We start from the raw sequence: 20,041 nt of genomic DNA, 5'->3' as shown, positions 1-20,041 counted from the left end.
GACTTTACGCAGGTTGCTAGGCAGTTAGCTCACCAGTCGTCACTGCTGGGGCTGTCCCAGCCATCACCCACGGCAGCGGCCTGGGTCACAACCGGTTCGCCTGCTGAAGCTGGATTGCTGCCTTTGCGAATCACCCGGAATGGCACGGCAACGGTTGGGGCTGGTTCGCCAGGGGGTCTCGGCGGCCCGGCGGCGGCTCGAGGGGCTGGCCTTGCTGGCTCGCTTTGGTTTTGCTGCTGCGGCTGCCTCCAGTTCTCCTCGGGGGCACTGGCGCCGCGGCCAACTTGACGGCGCAGGGTGAGCGGCCCAGTGCGCAGGGCTAGGGCGGCACCGGCGGCGCTCAGCCCGGCTCCCGCGCTGGCGGCCAGGGCTATCCAGGCTCCGATTGGCAGGGCCGGGCTGGTCCAAACCAGCAGGCGCAGGGCCGCATTGGGTCGGGGGTTTAGGGCGCCTACCAGCAGCACCAGCAGCAGGGGAGCCAGCAGGGGGAGCAGCAGCAGGCGTTGCAGCAGGGCCAAAGGATCGACTGGGGTGAGGAGGGCGGCCTAGAGGGAAGTCGTCCCGGCGGCTGGTGCCCCTTGGGATCCTGGCTGGTGCGGCGGCCCCTGCCAACGGCGCAGGTTGCCAAGCTCGTAGCCGAGCACGTCAAAGACGCGGATCACCAGAAAATCCACCATGTCTTCGATCGATTGGGGTTGGTGATACCAGGCAGGCACCGGCGGGGCGATGCGGGCACCAGCCTCGGCCAAGGCCGTGAGGTTGCGGAGGTGCACCAGGCTCCAGGGGGTTTCCCTCGGGCAGATCACAAGGGGGCGCCCCTCTTTGAGGTGAACATCGGCGGCCCTCTCCACCAGATCCAGGGCTACCCCCGAAGCGATGCGCCCCACGGTTCCCATGGAGGCCGGCAGGATCACCATGCCGCGGGTTTTGAAGCTGCCACTGGCAATGCCAGCGGCCTGGTCGTTCCAGCGGTGGCAGCGCAGCTGCCCGGTGCTTACAGCGGTGCGTTCCCGCCAAAAGGCTTCCTGGGCATCAGGTTCTGAGGGCACCCTCAGTCCCAGTTCGGCCTGCCAGACGCCAATGGCTCCGCGAGAGGTGACCAGCTCCACCGCTTCTCCCGCCTCCAGCAGCAATTGCAGGGCCCGCTGGGCGAGGGGCTGGGCCGAGGCGCCAGAAACGGCCAGCACCACCGGCCCCGTTCCGGAGCTGGTTCCGGATGGCCGAACCATGGCTCAGACCTCGCTCAGTACCGCGATGGGCGCGAAGGGGTCGATGTCGTCGTGGTCCTGGTTTTGGTCCTGGTTTTGGTCCTGGTTTTGGGGATAGGAGTCGGCCGTATCGCTCTCGTAGCCATCGGGCAACACCACGGCCAGATCGATCTGGTGGCGCAGGGCATCCACCTTCTGGATCTCCACCTGCACCTGGTCACCGAGCATGTAGGTGCGACGGTTTTTGCGTCCCACCAGGCGGTTTTGGCGGGAGCGGTACTCGTACCAGTCGTCCTTGAGGGAGCTGACGTGCACCAGGCCTTCCACCTGGGAAGGGGGCACCTCCACGAAGAAGCCGTAGCTCTGCACACCGCTGATTACCCCAGGAAGCACCTGCCCCACTAAGGGCTCGGCCTGGCGGGCCTGGAGCATGGCCAGCAGGTCGGCCTGCAGTTCAGATAAAAAGCGGCGCCGGCCATTGAGACGCTGCACCAGCCCATGCTCCTGAACTTCCAGGTAGGGAGTGAGCTGGCTAGGGGCCAGCAGCGGCCAGTCGATGGCGCCGTGGCAGGCATCCGATGCCAGATCGACGGTGGTTTTGTGGCGCACACTGGGGCGGTCCTTGCCCTCGGTGAGCAGCAGCACCAGCAGTTGCTGGTTCCAGAGGTCGGCGTAGTGCAGGGTTGGGCAGCACCAGGGGGCTAGGGCTGCCCCCTCTTCCAGCAGGCCGGCCAGGGCATGGGGTCCGGGGCTGGTGCTGAGCTGGATCGGTTTGAGGATGGCCTGCAGTTGCTGCTGCAGGGCCCGGCTGCGGTCGGTGCCAGCGAAGGCGGCGGCCAATTCAGCCGCACTGGCATTGCCCTCTTCGCTCAGCTCCAGCGGGATGTCGAGGGCCAGAGCAGCCCGGGCAACGTCGTTGAGGTCGCTGGGGTCCGCCAGGGCATTGGTGGCATATATCGCCGGCAGTTCCAACGTTGCCAGGTGCTGGCCTAGGGCCTGATCGGCTAGCAGCACCGCTTCGCGCATCAGGGCCAGGGGATGGTGGGGCTCCAGGCTCACAAGCCAGCCAGCTAGGGCGCTGTCGGGGCCGGGCACAGCCAGATCTCCCAGGCTGTCGATGGCGGGCAGGGGCAGGTTGAGGTCGAGGGATCCTGCCGCTTGCCGCCTTTGGCGCAGGAGGCAAGTGACAGCGATGAGCTGCTCCAGCAGGCCCAGCTGCTCCTTCAGCCCCTTGAGCGCCGCTGGCACGGTGCGGCTCTTGGGTTTGCGCTCCGCCAGGGCGTTTAGTGCTTCCAAACCGACTGCCGCCACGGGATTGATCTGGCTGCGGCTAAAGCGGTAGTGCTCAAGGCTGCCGTCAGCGCCCAGCTCCAGGGCCACCGACAGGGCTTCCTGCACCTCTCCGACCTTGAAGGAACTGGCCTTGGCCAGGGCTGGACTCAGCAGCGGTAGCCACTGGTTTCCGGTGCAGTAAGCGTCAGCCTGGTTACGAAGCCAGGTGTCCAGGGTGCTGCCGGCGCTGAAGCGCTCAGCGATGGCCGGGGTGTGCACCCACAGGGTCCAGCCGCCGTCGCGCTCCTCAATGCTCAGGGCTGGCAGAGCGGGGGCTTCCTTGCCGCTCCATGGTTCAAGCAGCAGGGTGGCTTGGGCGGTGAGGTCGATGCGCTCCTTGGCGGCCAGGGTTTTGAGGGTTGCCCGGGGTGGCTGGGGGCGGCTGTGGAGCCGGTGCTTGGTCAGCAGCAGGTCGAGGTCGGCTTCTTCCCCCCCGTTTACAGGCAGGCTGCGCGCCACGTGACCCTGAGGGGCAAATTGCCCCACCGGATAGCGGTCCACCAGCACTTCCACCACCGATGCCTGTTCGCAATCGAGATGGGCGGCGTCGCCAGCTGGCAGCTCCACCGCCGTTAGCAGGCGGTCGTCTAGGGGGGTGGCCACCAGTCGCTCATCCTGCTGCTCGACCTTGGCCAGCAGCGAGGTGGTGTGGCGCTCAAGAACGCACTGCACCCCGCCTTCGGGTGAGCGGCGACGGCCGCCTTCGCGGGTCACCTTCACCAGCACTCGGTCGCCATTCCAGGCGTGGTTGAGCTGGTGATCGCGGATGTAGATGTCTTCGCCGCCGTCTTCGCGCAGGGCAAAGCAAAAGCCTTTGCTGGAGCAACGCAGCCGTGCGGCGATCAGTTCAGGGTCTTCGCGGCGGGCGACGCCGGCCTCACTGACCTCGAGCAGGCCAAGGCGGCTGAGCCCGTCGAGGCCGATCTGAAGCTGCTGCTTTTCAGCTTTTTGGCTGATGCCCAGGGCTTTTTCCAGCTTTGTCAGCGGCAGGGCTTCCTGGGCGGGCAGCTGGTCGAGCAGGTCGGCGACCGTGAACTTCATCGATGGGAGGGCTGGTTGGCAGGGGGCCGCCCCGGAGAACCCGGGGTGCAGGGGCGGTGGCTGGACTGAAGCCGGTTGATGGCGGACTGGACTCGGAGCGATGCCCACGGCCGCCAAGGCCTTCATGGACTGATATTAGTCAGCTGACGATTCTTCGGCTTCCGGGCTGCTCGATCGCTGGATCAGGCGTGCGCCGATCACCAGAAAGCCAACCGAGGCTGCCAGCTGCAGGGCATTGGTGGGGATCACGGCGGATAGGGAGCCGCCGGCGGCTGCGCCCAGCAGGCTGGCCAGCACCAGGGCAGCGGAACTGCCGGCAAACACCGCTCCAGGGCGGGTTGAGGTGCCACTGATGGTCACGATGGCCAGCTGGGTTTTGTCTCCCAGCTCAGCCAAAAACACTGTGGCGAAGGTGGAAGCGAGCAGGGCGAAGGGCATGGCGTAGCGCTGCGGTTAGGAGAGGGGAAGGTCGGAGGGGCTGGGAACCAGGCCCAGTACGGCTTGCCGGCCCAGCCACAGGCCCAGGGCCACCATCAGGATTCCCGCCAGGCGCTCCAACTGCTGTGGCGGCATCACCTTGGCCAGCCAGCGGCCAAGTAACACCCCTACCAGGCTGGAGCTAATCAGGGCCAGGGAGGCGCCAACAAACACGACAACTGGCCTGCCTGATTGGGCAGAGAGCAGGAGGGCGGCGAGCTGGGTCTTGTCCCCAAGCTCAGCCAGGAAGACCGTGGTGAAGGTGGTCAGGAAGGCGGCACCCCAACTGCCTGCCCGGTTGGCGCTTGGATCGGGTTCGCTGCTCATAAACGCTTCCGTATGGCACGCCTAAAGCGTTTCATTACCCTGCCACGGCCTCCGTATTCACTGCGGATCTGCTGCAGGCAGCAGCCAATAGCCAGGCGGTCGCCGGCGCCTGGATCGTCAACCGTGCCAAACAGCTGCACCAGGTTGGCCACGTTGCAAAAGTCAGGTCGGTCCGCATAGATGCGGCAACTACGCGCGCCGGTGTTGAAGTTGATGCACCAGCCATCGGGGCCAACCATGGCCAGATACTGCTCCTGCTGCTCTGGGCTAAGCGCCTCGATTGCTTCCTGACGCAGACTGGGATCCAGCCGGCAGCAGGCTCCGCAGCCGGTGATGCATCCCCAATGGGCCCGATCGTCCCTGGCCATCCCCCTGCAGCGATTAACTCCATTCAGCCACAGCTCAAGGCTCTACTGCCGCTGTGACAAGCCGTCACAGAGCCTGCCGGCAGGCATGGGCCGCTGGGATCGACCCCTAACCTGTGCCCACAGCGACTACTGCTCTACGGCAGCAATCTCCATGGGTATCGACTTCCACCTGATCGCCAATTTTGCCGCCCTGGCGCTGATCACCCTGGCTGGTCCTGCCGTGATCTTCGTGCTCTTCTACCGCCGCGGCGCACTCTGATCGCCACTTCGGCCGAGGTTCCAGAGGGCGTGATAAATCGGCTCAGGCTGGATCTGGCGGCCCACATAGGCACCCACCACGGCGCTCAGCAGGATGCCGAAGAGCCACTGCTGATCCCCTGCCATGCGCAGGGCAAACAGCACCGTCATCAGGGGCAACTGGGTAGCCCCGGCTAGGGCTGCCGCCATACCTAGGGCCAAGCCAAGCTCGCGGCTGTCCCCAAGCAGCTCCAGGCTGCCGCTGCCAAACAGGGCCCCAATGGCGAAGGCTGGATCAATCAGGCCCCCGGGTATTCCCGCTGCCAAGGCCAAAATCGGTGCCACCAATCGGGCTGCCACCACCAGCAGCCAGCCGATCACGCTGAGGGGCGAGCCTGGCACCGGCAAGCTGCCGCGACCTTCAAGCAGCTGAGCCATCAGGGCTTCGCCATCACCACCGCTCCAGCCACCGCTGGCCAAGGCGATCAGGCCAAGGGCCAATCCCAGCCCCAGCCCCCAGGCCAGGGGCCGCTGCCGTACTCGCTGGCGCAGCAGGGCCGAGCTCTGCCAGAGGATGCGGCTGAATAGGCCGCCCAGCAGGCCGCCACCCACCCCGACGGGCAGGGCCCATAGCAGTTGCTGCCATTCCGGCTGGGTGGTCTGAACCATGCCCAGGGTGAAAAGGGGTGTGCCAGCGAGATTGCTCACCAGGGCTGCTGCTGAGCAGACCACCACTGCCGGCCACAGCACGGCTGTTTGGAAGCGTCCGGTGAGTTCTTCCACCACAAACACAGCTCCCATTAGCGGGCTGTTAAAGCCCCCCGCTAGGCCGGCGCCGGCGCCGATTGCCATCAGGCTCTGGGTGCTGAGTTTGGCCAGCAAGCGGGGGAAGCGTTGCCGCAGGCCGTGGGCCACTGCCGCTCCCAACTGCACCACGGGGCCCTCGCGGCCGAGGGGCATCAGGGCCAGGCTGGCCGCCGACCAGATGCAGAGCCGCGCCACGGTGGCGAAGGGTGCCATCAAGGCAGCGGCCTGCTCGGGATTCTCGAGGCTCTCGATTGTTTGGGGTATGCCCGAGCCCGCACCCCGGCCCCAGGGGCCGGCCTGAAGCCAAAGCAGCGCTGGCATCACCAGCACCGGCGCCAGGGCTATCGCCAGGCCCTGCAGCGTCCAGGCCCCGCCGGCAAAGTTGGGCAAGCGCTGCAGCAGCAGCTCCTGGGCGTGATCCACCAGATTCAGGGGCCAGCAAGCCAAGCCCACCAGCAGCCCTAAAAGCAGGAGCTGCAACAGGAAGTGGAGCTGGCCGCGGTTTAGGGGTAAGGACATCTCAGGCGACCAGGCCCAGGGCCAGGGCCGCATCCTGCATCAGGCCTCTTACGTAGGGGTGGTCGTGGCTGGCGCCCTCGGCGCTTGTGAGTTCGTCGCCGGCCGCATTGCGCACCACCAGCCCAGCCCCCTCGCGGCGACACCAGTAGGTGCGGTTGTGGTGCTGCAACACCACCTCACCACCATCAACGGCTCCACCAGCGCTGGCTCGCAAGCCCACCAGCTCCAGCTGTAGCCGCTCCTCCCCCTGCCAGGAGTCCAGCCGCAGGCGGTAGGCCACATCCAGCAAGGCCGGCAGGTTGGTTTCACCCTGCCAGCGCCAGCCCATGGCGCGCAGGCTCGCCTCGCCCTGGCGCAGCTCCAGTTGCAGGTGGCCGCCGCGCAACAGCTTCTGGGTCGCCACCTGGCAGCCCTGGCTCCAGAATACGGGCTGGGGGTGGCCGATGCCGAAGGGCTCGAGCCGTTGCAGCTGGCGGTAAAAGCTGCGGTTGATCTGCTCGAAGCTGAGCAGGGCTTCCGGTTCTACCGGGGTGCCATGGCCTGCCTGCTGCAGCCAGGTTTGGGCCAGTTGGTTGAGCTGCTCGTGCAGGGCGGCCACCTGCTCGGCGCGCACGGTGAAGCCCCCGGCGGCGGGGTGGCCGCCGAAGCGCTCCAGCAGGGATGCGCACTGCTGCAGGGCCCCGTCCACCGCAAAGCCCCGGGGAGCCCGCACCGAGGCCCGCAGGCGGCCGTTGCCCTCGCCAGCGAGCAGGGCGGCGGGCAGACCGAAGCGCTCCACCAGCCGGGCGGCCACGATGCCGATCACGCCGTGGTGCCAGTGGTTCTGGGCCAGCAGCAGGAAGGCCGGGCACTGGGGACCATCGGCCTCGAGCAGGGCCAGGGCCTCGGCTTCGATGGCGGTGCAGAGGTCGCGGCGTTGGCGGTTGAGCGCCTCGCAATCGCGGGCCAGGGCCAGGGCCCGGCTTGGATCTTCGGTGGTGAGCAACTCCACCACCAGCTGGGGATCCCCAAGTCGGCCGACGGCGTTGATCCGCGGCGCGATCTGGAAGCCCACCGCCTGGGCATCGAGGGGCGTCTCGTCGAGGCCCGCTAGCTGTTGCAGGGCCTGGAGCCCCACCAGGGGGCTGCGGCTCAGCTCGGGCAGGCCGTCGATCAGCCAGCGCCGGTTTACCCCCACGAGCGGAGCCATGTCGGCGATCGTGCCGATACAAAACAGATTGAGAGCAATCTGCTGGCCGTCGGTGTGCCGCAGGCTTTGGCAGAGCGCCGCCGCCAGCACATAGGCCAGCCCCACCCCCGCCAGGCCCCGATAGGGGGATCCGGGCGGGGTGCGCTGGGGATGCAGCAGGGCCAGGTGCGGTGGCAGCGGATCGGGAATCGTGTGGTGGTCGGTGAGGATCGCCTCGACGCCAAGGGCTTTGGCCCGCTCCAGTGCCTCAAGGGCAGACACCCCGTTGTCGACGGTCACCAGCAGGGCGACCCCCTGCTCCGCCAGCTTCTCCACCATGGCGGCGTTGAGGCCGTAGCCGTCATCCATGCGGCTGGGGATCGCCGCGATCGGCCTGGCGCCAAGGCGCTGCAGCACCCCCACCAGCAAGGCCGTGCTGGTCATCCCGTCGGCGTCATAGTCGCCGCAGATCGCCACCGCTTCCCCCTGGCTGCAGGCGCGCTTCAGCCGCGCGACGGCCTTGGCCAGGTCGGGGAAGTGGCGCCCGGCCGCCGGTGCTGCCTCCGGATCCAGCAGGGCGGCGATTGCCTCCGGGCTGGTGAAGCCGCGGCGGCTGAGCAGCGCCAGCAGCGGTTCGGGCAGGGGATCGCTGGCCGGGGCCGCCTGCAGGGCGCCAGGCGCCAATGGAGCGGGCAGGTGCCAGCGTTGCTCGTGGAGGGCAGGCAGCAACGACATAACAACCGGTACCAAGTCATTGTGCGGGACCTGCCTCTAGGCCGCATCCCCCAGAAGCGATGAGCCCTAGCCTGATGAGCCCTGGTGCGAGCAGCTGATGGCCCTGCAAGCCCTGCTCTGGGATGTCGACGGCACCATGGCGGAGACCGAGCGGGATGGCCATCGCTTGGCCTTTAACCGCGCCTTTGCCGACGTTGGCGTGCCCTTGCATTGGGATGCCGCCTGCTATGGCGAGCTGCTGGCCATCAGCGGTGGCGGGGAGCGGATCACTTTTGCTCTCACGGAGCTGCTGGGCGAGCCGCCACCGCCAGAGATGGTCGCTGAGCTGCAGGCCCGCAAGCAAGACCATTACGGAGCTCTGGTGGCCGCCGGCGAGCTGCGGCTGCGCCCCGGGGTGGCTGAGCTGATCGCTGCTGCTGGCTCGGCTGGCCTGAGCCAGGTGATCGTGACCACCAGCGGTCGCGCCGCGGTGGCGGCGCTGGCGGAGCACCTGCTGGGGGGGCTCTGCCAGCACTTCGCCTTCTGGGTGTGCGGCGAAGATGTGGCCCGCAAGAAGCCCGATCCGGAGGCCTACCGGCTGGCCCTGCAACAGCTGGGCTACCCCGCCAGCACGGCGCTGGCCCTGGAAGATTCCGGCAATGGTCTTGCGGCTGCCGCTAGCGCCGGACTGGCCTGCCTGCTCACCCTTAGTCACTACGGCAGTGCGGAACCGCCGCAGCGCTTTGCGCGGGCGCGGGCGGTGGTGGATCAGTTGGGCGCCGGGGCGGCCGTGCTGCGGGGGCCCGCTTGTCAGGGCGGGCAGATCACGCTCTCCTATGTCCAGGCCTTGCTGGAGGATTCGCCCACGTGACGCGTTCGAACCTGCAGCTCACCCGCTTCAATCGGGCTATCGAGCGGCTAGTAGCCCAGCTGCTGGGCAATCTGCGAGGCAATTGGCGCCTGCGCAGCAGCGTGGTTTTGGCCCTGCTGCTGGGCTTCTACGCCGGCAGCAATCTCACGGCATACGTGCTGCTGCATATTCCCGGTGGGCGCCCGATGGCGGTGCTCACAATGGTGTTGCTGGTGGAGCTGGTCGTGCGCGTGCGCGGCCGTTTGGTTCGAGCCACGCCCGGACTCGGCTGGGTGCTGGTCGACAACCTGCGCATTGGCATGGTGTACGCAGTGGTTATTGAGGCCTTCAAGCTCGGCACCTGATGGATTCCCAGCTAGAGCGGAGATTTGTGCAACCCCTGCTGGCCCAGTTGCAGCTGCTGGGCCGCAGTGGCCAGCGCGCGGTGCTGGCCCTCAATGGGCCGGTGGGAGCTGGTAAATCCACCATGGCTCGAGTGCTGCAGCAACGGGCCGCCGGCCTGGGGCTGGGGCTGGCAGTGGCCTCAATCGACGACTTTTACCTGCCCTGGGAGCAGCGGCAACGAGCGCTTGAAGGCAACCCTTTTGGCGTATCCCGGCTGCCGCCGGGCTGTCATGACGTGGCCCTGGCGCTGGATTGTCTCGACGTCTGGCAGGCCGGCGGAGCCCTGCGGCTGCCTCGCTTTGACAAGACCCTGCGGGGTGGACTGGGTGACCGCTCTGCTGAGGAGCTGGTGGAAGCGGAGGTGTTGCTGTTGGAGGGCTGGCTACTCGGTTGCCGCTCCCTGGGCAGGGAAGCCCTTGCCACTATTGAGCCCCCTGCCGGGCTGAATGCCGAGGAACTCGCCTGGCTGCCCCACTGGGACCAAGCTCTTGAGGCCTATCAGCCGCTTTGGCAGCGCTGGGCCCAGCTATGGCTGCTGCGTCCCCAAAGCTGGCAATCACCGCGACGTTGGCGCCTGCAGGCGGAAGCAAAACAGCGCCGCCGAGGCGAAGCCTGGTTGCCAGCGACTGAGCTGGATCGCGTGGTGCGCGCCAGCCTTTGTTCCCTGCCCCCATCCCTTTATCAGGATCCCCTGCTTGAGCTAGCCAGTGGTTACGCAGTGCTGGACAGCCGCCGCCGCTGGATTGGTGGCAGCTGCTGCGTTAGCTCAGAGACCTAATTGATTATTCGGGACGATCAGCTTTCGCCGTCGTCGCCTTCCTCATCTACCGGATAAATGAAGCCTTGGGCCTTGCCGCTCAGCACTGCCTTGCCTATGGAAAGAGCTTTCTGAGCTGCCACTGCCGCCTTGCCCTTCCAGGTGGCATGGCGCTGATTGCGCTTGCCCTGGGAAGTTTTCTTCTTAGGAACAGCCATTCCGGCCTACTACATCAAACCAAGATCTTCCGTTGTCGCCTGGCCTTTCGTCAAATCGCTAAGCTCAGTGCAAAGACAGAACCTAGTGAGCGACAGCATTTCTCCAATTGGGCAATCCATGCGGTTGAACGGACTATCGCCTCGCGACCCTGCTCCCTCCTACAGCCAGTTGCTGAAGGATCTTCAGGCGGGCAAGGTCAAGGATCTGGAGTTGTCGTTGCGGCAGCGGGAAGTGCGGGTGCGCTTCGACGACGGACGCCAGGCCACGGTGCCGGTATTCAGTAACGATCAGCTGCTTTTGCGCACCGCCGAGCAGGCGAAGGTGCCCCTCAACGTGCGCGACGACCGGGCTGATGGCGCCACGGCTGGTCTGGTGGCTAATGGCTTGTTGGTGCTTTTGCTTTTGGCTGGACTTGCTCTCCTGATCCGTCGCTCGGCCCAGGTGGCCAATCGGGCCATGGGCTTCGGCAGCAGTAAGCCCCGGTTGCAGGAGGAGGGCGGCGTGGCGGTGCGATTTGAGGATGTGGCCGGAATCGGTGAGGCCAAGGAGGAGCTGCAGGAGGTGGTCACCTTCTTGAAGGAGCCGGAACGCTTCACCGCCGTGGGCGCCAAGATCCCCAAGGGTGTGCTGCTGGTGGGGCCACCAGGCACTGGCAAAACCCTTTTGGCCCGAGCCATTGCCGGTGAGGCCGGCGTGCCGTTTTTCTCGATGGCCGCTTCCGAATTCGTTGAGATGTTCGTGGGGGTTGGTGCCAGTCGGGTGCGAGACCTATTTCGCAAGGCCAAAGCCAAAGCGCCCTGCATCATTTTCATCGACGAAGTAGATGCGGTCGGTCGCCAGCGAGGTGCTGGTATCGGTGGCGGCAACGATGAGCGGGAGCAGACCCTCAACCAGCTCCTCACCGAGATGGATGGTTTCGCGGACAACTCCGGAGTAATTCTGCTGGCGGCCACAAACCGACCTGATGTGCTCGATAGCGCCTTGATGCGGCCCGGTCGCTTTGACCGCCGCATCACCATTGACTTGCCAGATCGCCGCGGCCGTGAGGCGATCCTTGCGGTCCATGCCCGTAGCCGCCCCCTGGCTGGGGCGGTGTCGCTTTCGGCCTGGGCCAGCCGCACCCCGGGTTTTTCTGGGGCCGATCTGGCCAACCTGCTCAACGAGGCAGCCATCCTCACGGCACGCCATCACCAGAGCGAGATCGACGACGGCGCCCTAGCCGGTGCCCTCGAACGCATCACCATGGGCCTGACGGCGGCACCGCTGCAGGACAGTGCCAAAAAGCGGTTAATTGGTTATCACGAGGTGGGCCATGCCCTACTCACCACCTTGGTGCCGAAGGCCGATCCCCTCGACAAGGTGACCCTGCTGCCGCGCTCAGGCGGAGTTGGCGGCTTTGCCCGAATGATGCCGGACGAGGAGATCCTCGACTCCGGGTTGATTAGCAAGGCCTACCTGCAAGCCAGGCTTGTGGTTGCTTTGGGTGGCCGTGCAGCCGAGCTGGTTGTTTTTGGTCCCGCTGAGGTGACCCAAGGTGCCAGTGGTGATCTGGATATGGTCACCCGCATCTGCAGGGAGATGGTGACTCGCTACGGCTTCTCCAGTCTTGGCCCGGTGGCCTTGGAGGGGGATGGGGCTGAGGTTTTCCTCGGCCGCGATTGGTTGCGTTCCGAGCCGCCCTATTCGCGAGAAACCGGCAATCGCATCGATGGCCTGGTGCGCGAACTGGCTAGCTCAGCCCTCGACCAGGCCGTGGCCTTGCTGCAGCCACGCCGCGCCCTAATGGATGAGCTGGTCGAAATGCTGATCCGAGATGAAACCATCGAAGGTGAGGCTTTCAGATCGGTGGTGACAAGCCATGAGGCGGCCCATCCGCAGCCGGCTGGCTCAGCCGTTGCCCTGCAGGCCACCGGAAAAGCGGATGTCGAGGCTGCGCAAGTAGGTGTGTAGGCCCGAATCCTGAATCGGCAGCAACCGGGACATCCGCTCGCTGCTGTTCACATGGGCGTGCCAGTAGCCCGGCGGTGTGATGAAGGCCCCACCGGACTGCCAGTCGATGCGGCTGGGGTTGGCGATGGAGCCGCTGGCATCGAGCTCCGTTCCCACCAGGGTGTAACAGCCCGGGTCGCAATCGATGATTAGATCAAGAGCCACCGATTGGTGCCGGTGTGGTGGCTGGATGGCGCCAGCAGGCACCACTCCGAGCATGGCCCAAAGGGTGTGGGTCACGGTGCGACTTTGGGGCAGATCGCTGTTAGCCAGCAGCAGGCTCAGCCGGTTGCTGCGTGCAGAGCTGGGATCGGCGAGTAGCTGATCTAGTTCGCGCTGCAGCAGGGCGGCGGGGTAGTGGGTTGGCTCGAAGCGGGCGGTGCTGGCCTTGACGCCGAGGTGGCTGAGCAGGGGGCCGTCGTGCACCCAGTAAAGAACGCTGGTGGCCTTTGCAGTTAGCAGGGGGGGCTCGCCAGCTGGCAATACAAAAAGATCCCCAGCGCTCCAGTCAAGCTGCGGCGTGCCAGCACGCTTGAGGCTGCCCGATCCTTGCAACACATAAAACAGCAAGCTGGTGGCGTTCGCCGCTGCCTTGAGGCCTTCACCAGCTTCGATGCGCAAAAAGTTGGCCGATAGGCCAGGGCTGGTGGCCGGGGCGCTACAGCCGAGCTCGCTGCTGAGATCGAGAGGCAGAACCGCCGTGGGCCCTGACTGGTGCAGGGCTGGGTCCCATTGGCGTAGGGGGATAGGTTCGGTTAGCCCTGCTCGCACCGGATTGGCAGCCTGGCGGTAGTCGAACAGCTCTGCCTTGGCTTGCCACTGGGCAGAGCCGGTAGTGGGGATCGACTGGATCGGGGCCTGGGTCATTGCTCTGGCTCCTCGCGGGATCTGAACACTATTAAGAGTTGGCTCGAGCCCGGAGGCTTCGGTCAGCCGCCGGCCACGGCGGGAACAATCGAAACCTCATCGCCGTCGCTGAGGCTGGTGGCCTGGTTGTCGAGGAAGCGGATGTCCTCACTGTTTACGTAGACGTTGAGGAAGCGGCGCAATTTGCCGGCCTCATCGCACAACCGACCCTTGATCCCCGGATAGCGGCCCTCGAGGGCATCGATCAGGCCATCCACGCTGGAGGCATCAAGATCCACGCTGGCCTCGTCGTTGGTGAACTTCTGCAGGGGGGTGGGGATCAGAACCTGAACTGCCATGGCGGGGATTGGAGGGGCGTGGGGAATGGCTGGGGTGATCAGTGCTAGTGGTGATCACCCCTGGTGGGAGGCTTGCGCTTTTGCCCAGGCCGCTTTGAAGCTGTCGAGCTGGGCCTCAATCAGGTAGGGCTCGCCGATGGAGGAGGCGATCGCCTCAGTCGTCTTGAGACCGTTGCCGGTGATGTAAGCCACGGTGGTTTCGTCAGGATTGATCTTGCCCTGCTCCACCAGCTTCTTCAGCACGGCGATGGTGGTACCGCCTGCGGTTTCGGTGAAAACGCCCTCGGTTTCAGCCAGCAGCTTGATGCCCTCGATGATCTCGGGGTCGCTGACGGCGGCGATGCTGCCGTTGGTCTTCTTGGCGATGTCGATGGCGTAGGGGCCGTCCGCCGGGTTGCCGATGGCAATCGATTTGGCGATCGTGTTGGGCTTCACCGGCGTGATGAAGTCCCGGCCTGCCGCGAAAGCCTGGGCGATCGGGGAGCAGCCCTCGGCCTGGGCGCCGCTGAAGCGCACGTGCTTCTCCTCTACTAGCCCCACCTTGATAAATTCATCAAAACCCTTGCGGATCTTGGTGAACAGGGAGCCCGAGGCCAGGGGCGCCACGATGTGGTCTGGCAGTTGCCAGCCCAGCTGCTCGATCACCTCGTAGCCCAGGGTTTTTGAGCCCTCGGAGTAATAGGGGCGCAGGTTGATGTTGACGAAGCCCCAGCCGAAGGTGTTTGCCACCTCGGAGCAGAGGCGATTCACCTGGTCGTAGTTGCCATGCACCGCCATCAATGTGGGGTTGTAGATCAAGGTGCCCAGCACCTTGCCCAATTCCAGATCGCTGGGGATGAACACGCAGCAGTCGAGGCCGGCGTGGGCGGCGATTGCGGCGGTGGAGTTGGCCAGGTTGCCAGTGGAGGCGCAACTCACCGTGGTGAAGCCCAGCTCCCGGGCGCGGGTGAGGGCCACACTCACCACCCGGTCCTTAAACGAGAGCGTCGGCATGTTGACGCCGTCGTTCTTGATGTAGAGGCTCTTGAGGCCGAGTCGCTTGGCCAGGTTGCCGGCTTTGAGCAGTGGCGTAAAGCCCGTACCTACATCAATTGGATCGCCTTCAATCGGCAGGAATTCGCGGTAGCGCCAGATAGAAGCGGGCCCCGCCTCGATCGTGGCCCGGCTAACCCGATTTTTGATCGCCTCGTAGTCGTAGACAACTTCCAGCGGTCCGAAGCAGACGTCTTCGCAGACGTGGCGAGCGCTCGCTTCGTAGGGATGGCCGCATTCCTTGCAGCGCAATCCGGTGAAGGTGGAGCGGGAGAGGGTGGCAGTCACAGTCACGCCGAGTGTTGATAGTAAGTTAGCAGCGGTGGAACCGGGACTTCTTAATACCCGATCTTGGAGCTCGGGTATTGACTCTTCCTTCTGGGCCCCTTGACCTGGGGGGTTCACTTCTTAGCCTCCGATGGTGACAGCACCCTCCCCGCGCTTCTCCGCTGAAAGCCTCTTAGGCGCTCTGCGCTGGCTGGCCGCACTAGCCCTGCTGTTCGGCTTGCTGCTCTTGTTTGCCAGGCTCGGCATTGAGAGGCTCTGGTTTGCCCAGTTCGGGGCTGAGATGGTGGTGATGCGCCGCTGGCTGCTCCAGCTGCTGGGCTTCGCCGTTGTGATGGGCCTGGGTGTTCCTCTCCAGCTGCAACAGCTGAATCGCTGCTGGCGTCTGCGTCAGCAGGCTGCCAGCAAAGACCTGCCCAAATCCCCCCTAGTCGTGCTCGGGCAGAGGCGGCTGCTGCTCGTTCTTGGAGTCTTGCTTTTGCTGCTGGCGGCAGGACTCACCTATCTGATGGTGCAGGCCAGGGACCTTATTGCCGCTCCCTTCAGTGGCCAGGTGATCACAGGCATTCCCGTGTTGGCCGATCTCAGGCCTCTGGTCGTGGTGGCCCTGGCGGCGGGGCTGCTGGTGCCGTTGCTGCTTTGGCCCCTCACCACTCTGCGGATCAGCTTAGCCACGGCCCTGGCCGGCTCTGCCACGGCGCTGGCTCGGGGTTGGAGCCTCTGGCTGCCTGCTCTCCTGGCGGTGCCTTTCCACGAGGTCGACCCAGTTACGGGATTTGATCTGCGCTTTACCGTGCTGCAGCTGCCGGCGTTGCATCTGCTGATCAGTGTGGTGATGGCCCAGGCCGTTGTTGGCCTGGCTGGCTGTCTCTGGCTGACCTGCACAGAGGGCACGAGCCTCTCGGAGCTCCGCTTTCCAGGACTCAGCTCCCTGCAGCAGCGAGTGCTGCAGCCCCAGTTTGCGGTGCTGGCTCTGATGGCGGCCTTCAGCAATGCTCTCTCGCCCTTCGATCTGATGGTGCAGGGCAGTGGGGTGGCCTCGGGAGCGGGATTTGTGGATCTGCATGTGCGCCTGCCCCTGCGTCTGCTGTTCAGCGGGCTGCTCCTACTCACGGCCCTGGGGCTGCTGGTGCCGCTGCCCAAGGGGTGGCTGCGTCGTGGTGCCCTAATTCCTCTGGCGTTAACGGCCCTGGCCGTGCCGATCACCGAGTGGATTGTGGCTCCCTTGGTGCAGAGGTTCTTGGTGCAGCCGCGGGAGTTGGTCCTTGAATCCCCCTATCTTGCGCGGTCCATTGCGGCCACGCGGCAGGCGTTCGGCCTTGAATCCGTTCAGACGCTTACCCTCCAGCCCCGCCAAAACCTCACCGCCGCCGATCTGGCGCAAGCGCCGGGCACCCTGGCCAACATCCGCTTGTGGGACAGCAAGCCCCTGCTGGAGGCCAACCGCCAACTCCAACAGCTACGCCTCTACTACCGCTTTCCCTCCGCGGCCGTCGATCGCTATCCCCTGGGCAGCGATCCGGCCCGCCAGGGCTCCCAGATGGTGTTTATCGCTGCCCGGGAACTCGATACGGGAGCCCTACCTAAGGACTCCCGCACCTGGTTGAACCGCCATCTGGTTTTCACCCATGGCTACGGCTTCACCGTCAGTCCTGTGAATGCCTTCGGTCCCGACGGGCTGCCGCTGTATTTCGTCAAGGACCTGGGGCGGAGCGGCAGGGTGCAGGGCATCCCCCAACTGGGCCTGCCTGACTCCACCGTGCGCCAGGCTCTGCCTGTGGGACGGCCCCGCCTGTATTTCGGCTCGGCCAAGGCGCCCTATGTGATTGCCCCCACCAAGGTGCGGGAGTTCGACTACTCCGAGGGGGAGCTGAACATCTATTCCCACTACGGCGGTGCCGGGGGCGTGGCCATTTACGGTCCCCTGGAGCGTCTGATGGCAGCGGCCTATCTACCAGAGCCGCGGCTGTTGTTCACGGGGTCCTTGCAGCCAAATTCGCGGCTGCTGCTCCGCCGCCAGGTAAGTGAGCGCCTTGCAGCCCTGGCGCCGTTTCTGCGCTTCGAGAGCCAGCCTTACCTCGTCACGGCCAGGGTGCCGTCCACCCCCGGCTACGACCCCGATCAGCACCAGTACTGGCTGCTCGATGGTTTCACCAACAGTCGCAGCTACCCCTATAGCGATGCCAACCCCTCCGGTATCCGTTATCTACGCAATCCGGTGAAGGCCGTGGTTGACGCCCATAGCGGCAAGGTTTGGCTCTATGTAAATGATCCCAGTGATCCGATCCAGCGCACCTGGCAGAAAGCGTTCCCTGAGCTGTTCAGACCGCTCTCAGCCATGCCGAAGTCGCTGCTGGCCCACATTCAGGTGCCTCAAAGCCAGTTTCAGGTGCAGGCCGAACGGCTGCTGCGTTACCACGTAACCGATGTGCGCACCTTCTACAGCGGAGATGACGTCTGGTCGGTGCCGCTGGAGATCTACGGATCCTCGAATACGCCGGTGCGCCCGTATCACGTGACGGTGCAGCTGCCGGGAGAAAGCAAGCCGGAATTCGTTTTGCTGCTCCCCTTCTCGCCCTTGAAGCGTCCCAACATGGTGGGTTGGTTGGCTGTCCGCAACGATCCCCCCAACTACGGCCAGCAGCTGCTGGTTCGCTTCCCCCAGCAGCGCCTACTTCTGGGGCCGCAGCAGATCTCCTCACTGATCGAGCAGGATCCCGCCATCAGCTATCAGTTCGGCCTTTGGAACCGGGCTGGCTCCAGCGTGATCCACGGCAATCTGCTCGTGCTGCCGGTGGGTCGGGGGCTGTTGTATGTGGAGCCCATCTACCTGCAGAGCAAGAACAACAACCTGCCCACGCTGGTGCGGGTGGTGGTGACGGACGGCACCAACTTCGTGATGGAGCGCAATCTTCAGGATGCCCTGGCCAAGCTCGTGAGCAGCAAGAATGGGGTGGTAACTGGCCGCTCACTGACCCTGGCCGGTACTGCTGGCCGGAGCCAATAAAAAAGGGGGCCCCGTGTGGGGCCCCTGGAATCCGATCGCTGGCCAGATCAGGCTGCGACTGCTGCCTTGGGGTCAAGGGCGCCCTTGGCGTAGAGGCCAGCGTAGTAGTTGATGTCGCGCTGCTTGATCTTGCTGGCGTTGCCTGCACACCAGAACTGCTGATAACGATCCAGGCAAACCTGCTTCATGTACTGGCGGGCAGGCTTGTTGAAGTGGCGGGGATCGAAGTTGGCGGGATCCTTGAAGGCCGCTTCCCGAACAGCTGCGGTGAAGGCCAGGCGGTTATCGGTGTCGATGTTGACCTTGCGCACGCCATTGCGGATGCCCTCCTGGATCTCTTCGACGGGCACGCCGTAGGTCTCGGGGATGGCGCCGCCAAACTTGTTGATCATGTCCAGCCACTCCTGGGGAACCGAGGAGGAGCCGTGCATCACCAAGTGGGTGTTGGGGATCGCTTTGTGGATCTCGGCGATGCGGCTGATGGCCAGCACTTCACCGGTGGGTTTGCGGGTGAACTTGTAGGCGCCGTGGCTGGTGCCGATGGCGATTGCCAGGGCGTCAACTTTGGTTTTGGCGACGAAATCGGCCGCCTCGGCGGGGTCGGTGAGTAACTGGCTGTGGTCGAGCTTGCCCTCAAAGCCGTGGCCGTCCTCGGCCTCACCCATGCCGGTTTCCAGGGAACCCAGGCAACCCAGCTCGCCTTCCACACTCACGCCGATGGCGTGGGCCACGTCGACCACCTCTTTGGTGACAGCCACGTTGTACTCGTAGCTGGCGGGGCTTTTGGCGTCTGCCATTAGCGAGCCATCCATCATCACCGAGGTGAAACCGTTGGCGGCAGCACCAAAGCAGGTGGCAGGGCTGTTGCCGTGGTCCTGGTGCATCACCACCGGGATGTCGGGATAGGTTTCGACTGCGGCCAGGATCAGGTGGCGCAGGAAATTTTCACCGGCGTACTGGCGGGCACCGCGGGAGGCCTGCAGAATCACCGGAGAGTCGGTCTCACTGGCCGCCTCCATGATCGACTGCACCTGCTCCAGGTTGTTTACGTTGAAGGCAGGGATGCCATAGCCGTTCTCAGCGGCATGGTCGAGCAGCAGCCGAAGCGGAACGAGCGCCATGGGAAAACCTCTCGGGGGCGGGAGTTGAACTGGCGCCGACTCTAGGTGATGCCCCTTGGAGTGCTCTGGCCAGCTCCCAGGCGGGCCCAGTCGCAGCAGCGTTGACTCAGCACTGCCTCGCCCAAGCCAGGCAGCATCGGTCGGCCCTCGCGCACCGCCGCACTCCACCAGCTGTGGATGCGCTGCACCGGCGCAATCCGGCCATCGGCCCAGGTGCGAGCAAAGCTCCAGCGGTCATCAGCCTCAACCGGCCGCAATGGCTCTCCCGCCTGGGAGTGCCACAGCCCAAAGCCATGCACGTAGTCGGCTTGGTTGTCGGAGCCCAGCACGGCGGTGCCGTCGCGGCCGTACAGCTCCAGCCAGCAGCCCCGGCCCCTGCGGGCCACGGAGGCCAGGTTGAGCTGGGCCGGCACCCTCTGCCCCAGTGGTGTTTCCAGCTCCAGCTGCACCAAGGCGATGTCTTCGGCATCCACCCTGGCCAGGCGACCACTGCCATCGGCTAGGGGCCGTTGGGTAATTGCCGTGCTCAATTGGACACTAAGGGAGTGGCTTGGACCCACCAGCCAGTGCAGGGTGTCAAAGGCATGGGTGCCCAGCGCTCCCAGCACCCCGCCACCTTCGGCTGCCTGGGAATACCAGCTCCAGGGGCGCGAGGGGTCAGCTCGGCTGCCCATCAGCCAGTCGTATTTCACCAGCACCAATTTACCGAGGACGCCGCTGGCCAGCAGGTCTGCGAGCTGCTGAAACAGGGGAACGGCCCGGTATTCAAAGTCGACCGCCACGGTTAGCCCCCGCTGCAGGGCCAGCCGTTGCAGGCTCTCGATCTGCTCGGCGTTGAGGGCAACTGGCTTCTCCAGCAGCAGGTGCTTGCCCGCTTCCAGGGCGCGCCTGGCTAGATCAAAACGCGGCCCCGGCGGGGTGGCGATCACGATCGCCTCGACGGCCGGATTGGCCAGCAGCCCATCGAAGTCGC

Annotated in this window: 20 protein-coding genes; 6 read left to right on the top strand and 14 right to left on the bottom strand. The window is 65.2% G+C overall.

Going from position 1 to position 20,041, the window contains the following annotated elements:
• Nucleotides 1-29: 29 nt before the first annotated feature.
• The 6 genes from KBY85_RS06150 to KBY85_RS06125 form a co-directional block, all read right to left on the bottom strand.
• Nucleotides 30-518 carry a hypothetical protein gene (locus KBY85_RS06150; protein ID WP_254960625.1) on the bottom strand — a complete coding sequence of 163 codons (489 nt, stop codon included), beginning with the start codon at nucleotides 516-518 and terminating at the stop codon, nucleotides 30-32.
• Between the two features lie 27 nt (nucleotides 519-545).
• Nucleotides 546-1,229: a flavin prenyltransferase UbiX gene (locus tag KBY85_RS06145; protein WP_254960624.1), complete on the bottom strand. Its 684-nt coding sequence runs from the start codon at nucleotides 1,227-1,229 to the stop codon at nucleotides 546-548.
• A gap of 3 nt (nucleotides 1,230-1,232) precedes the next feature.
• Complete coding sequence (locus tag KBY85_RS06140; protein ID WP_254960623.1) at nucleotides 1,233-3,581, bottom strand: RNB domain-containing ribonuclease; 2,349 nt, start codon at nucleotides 3,579-3,581, stop codon at nucleotides 1,233-1,235.
• 135 nt (nucleotides 3,582-3,716) lie between these two features.
• The gene (locus KBY85_RS06135) at nucleotides 3,717-4,019 is read right to left on the bottom strand and encodes a TMEM165/GDT1 family protein (protein WP_106501567.1); all 303 of its coding nucleotides are present in this window, start codon (nucleotides 4,017-4,019) and stop codon (nucleotides 3,717-3,719) included.
• A gap of 15 nt (nucleotides 4,020-4,034) precedes the next feature.
• Entirely contained in the window at nucleotides 4,035-4,385 is a 351-nt protein-coding gene (locus KBY85_RS06130; protein ID WP_106501568.1) for a TMEM165/GDT1 family protein, read from the bottom strand.
• Nucleotides 4,382-4,753, bottom strand: a complete 372-nt coding sequence (locus KBY85_RS06125; protein WP_254960622.1) for a YkgJ family cysteine cluster protein — start codon at nucleotides 4,751-4,753, stop codon at nucleotides 4,382-4,384. Before KBY85_RS06125 ends, KBY85_RS06130 begins: the two co-directional genes overlap by 4 nt.
• Nucleotides 4,754-4,838: 85 nt before the next feature.
• Here KBY85_RS06125 and psb30 point away from each other — a divergent pair, with 85 nt between their 5' ends.
• Nucleotides 4,839-5,012, top strand: coding sequence for a photosystem II reaction center protein Ycf12/Psb30 (gene psb30, locus KBY85_RS06120; protein WP_254960621.1), 174 nt, complete (start codon nucleotides 4,839-4,841; stop codon nucleotides 5,010-5,012).
• Here the strand turns inward: psb30 and KBY85_RS06115 are convergent.
• Nucleotides 4,991-6,316 carry a chloride channel protein gene (locus KBY85_RS06115; RefSeq protein WP_254960620.1) on the bottom strand — a complete coding sequence of 442 codons (1,326 nt, stop codon included), beginning with the start codon at nucleotides 6,314-6,316 and terminating at the stop codon, nucleotides 4,991-4,993. The genes psb30 and KBY85_RS06115 overlap by 22 nt on opposite strands.
• A 1-nt stretch (nucleotide 6,317) precedes the next feature.
• On the bottom strand, nucleotides 6,318-8,219 hold the full coding sequence (gene recJ / locus KBY85_RS06110; RefSeq protein ID WP_254960619.1) for a single-stranded-DNA-specific exonuclease RecJ: 1,902 nt from the start codon (nucleotides 8,217-8,219) through the stop codon (nucleotides 6,318-6,320).
• Nucleotides 8,220-8,316: 97 nt separating this feature from the next.
• On the opposite strand from recJ, the gene KBY85_RS06105 reads away from it, so the two are divergent.
• Genes KBY85_RS06105 through KBY85_RS06095 form a run of 3 tightly spaced genes read left to right on the top strand, consistent with a single transcriptional unit; the run spans nucleotide 8,317 to nucleotide 10,231 of the window.
• On the top strand, nucleotides 8,317-9,069 hold the full coding sequence (locus KBY85_RS06105; protein ID WP_254960618.1) for an HAD-IA family hydrolase: 753 nt from the start codon (nucleotides 8,317-8,319) through the stop codon (nucleotides 9,067-9,069).
• Nucleotides 9,066-9,413 (top strand): DUF565 domain-containing protein, encoded by a 348-nt coding sequence (locus tag KBY85_RS06100; protein WP_254960617.1) that lies wholly within the window; start codon nucleotides 9,066-9,068, stop codon nucleotides 9,411-9,413. Before KBY85_RS06105 ends, KBY85_RS06100 begins: the two co-directional genes overlap by 4 nt.
• Nucleotides 9,413-10,231, top strand: a complete 819-nt coding sequence (locus KBY85_RS06095) for a hypothetical protein (RefSeq protein ID WP_254960616.1) — start codon at nucleotides 9,413-9,415, stop codon at nucleotides 10,229-10,231. Before KBY85_RS06100 ends, KBY85_RS06095 begins: the two co-directional genes overlap by 1 nt.
• Nucleotides 10,232-10,248: 17 nt before the next feature.
• Here the strand turns inward: KBY85_RS06095 and KBY85_RS06090 are convergent, their stop codons facing one another.
• Entirely contained in the window at nucleotides 10,249-10,428 is a 180-nt protein-coding gene (locus tag KBY85_RS06090) for a 50S ribosomal protein L32 (RefSeq protein WP_106501574.1), read from the bottom strand.
• Nucleotides 10,429-10,546: 118 nt separating this feature from the next.
• Between KBY85_RS06090 and ftsH the strand changes: the two genes are divergently transcribed.
• Entirely contained in the window at nucleotides 10,547-12,379 is a 1,833-nt protein-coding gene (ftsH, locus tag KBY85_RS06085) for an ATP-dependent zinc metalloprotease FtsH (protein ID WP_254960615.1), read from the top strand.
• Here ftsH and KBY85_RS06080 read toward each other — a convergent pair.
• The 3 genes from KBY85_RS06080 to thrC all read right to left on the bottom strand — a co-directional run bounded on the left by KBY85_RS06080 (nucleotide 12,317) and on the right by thrC (nucleotide 14,943).
• On the bottom strand, nucleotides 12,317-13,285 hold the full coding sequence (locus KBY85_RS06080) for a cupin (protein ID WP_254960614.1): 969 nt from the start codon (nucleotides 13,283-13,285) through the stop codon (nucleotides 12,317-12,319). The genes ftsH and KBY85_RS06080 overlap by 63 nt on opposite strands.
• A gap of 62 nt (nucleotides 13,286-13,347) precedes the next feature.
• Nucleotides 13,348-13,665 (bottom strand): MoaD/ThiS family protein, encoded by a 318-nt coding sequence (locus KBY85_RS06075; RefSeq protein ID WP_254960667.1) that lies wholly within the window; start codon nucleotides 13,663-13,665, stop codon nucleotides 13,348-13,350.
• 12 nt (nucleotides 13,666-13,677) lie between these two features.
• Entirely contained in the window at nucleotides 13,678-14,943 is a 1,266-nt protein-coding gene (gene thrC, locus KBY85_RS06070; protein WP_254960665.1) for a threonine synthase, read from the bottom strand.
• Between the two features lie 130 nt (nucleotides 14,944-15,073).
• Between thrC and KBY85_RS06065 the strand changes: the two genes are divergently transcribed.
• Complete coding sequence (locus KBY85_RS06065; RefSeq protein WP_254960613.1) at nucleotides 15,074-17,947, top strand: UPF0182 family protein; 2,874 nt, start codon at nucleotides 15,074-15,076, stop codon at nucleotides 17,945-17,947.
• A gap of 47 nt (nucleotides 17,948-17,994) precedes the next feature.
• Here KBY85_RS06065 and fba read toward each other — a convergent pair whose 3' ends face one another.
• Together fba and KBY85_RS06055 are read right to left on the bottom strand one after the other, a co-directional pair.
• Nucleotides 17,995-19,068 carry a class II fructose-bisphosphate aldolase gene (fba, locus tag KBY85_RS06060; RefSeq protein ID WP_106501579.1) on the bottom strand — a complete coding sequence of 358 codons (1,074 nt, stop codon included), beginning with the start codon at nucleotides 19,066-19,068 and terminating at the stop codon, nucleotides 17,995-17,997.
• 41 nt (nucleotides 19,069-19,109) lie between these two features.
• The coding region (locus KBY85_RS06055) for a Gfo/Idh/MocA family protein (RefSeq protein WP_254960612.1) at nucleotides 19,110-20,041 on the bottom strand (932 nt) is incomplete at its 5' end.

It is taken from the genome of Cyanobium sp. BA5m-10 (genome assembly GCF_024346255.1).
Taxonomy (GTDB): Bacteria; Cyanobacteriota; Cyanobacteriia; order PCC-6307; family Cyanobiaceae; genus Cyanobium_A; species Cyanobium_A usitatum.
Note: the sequence above shows the minus strand (reverse complement) of the source record. Positions and strands in the feature narration are given on the sequence as shown.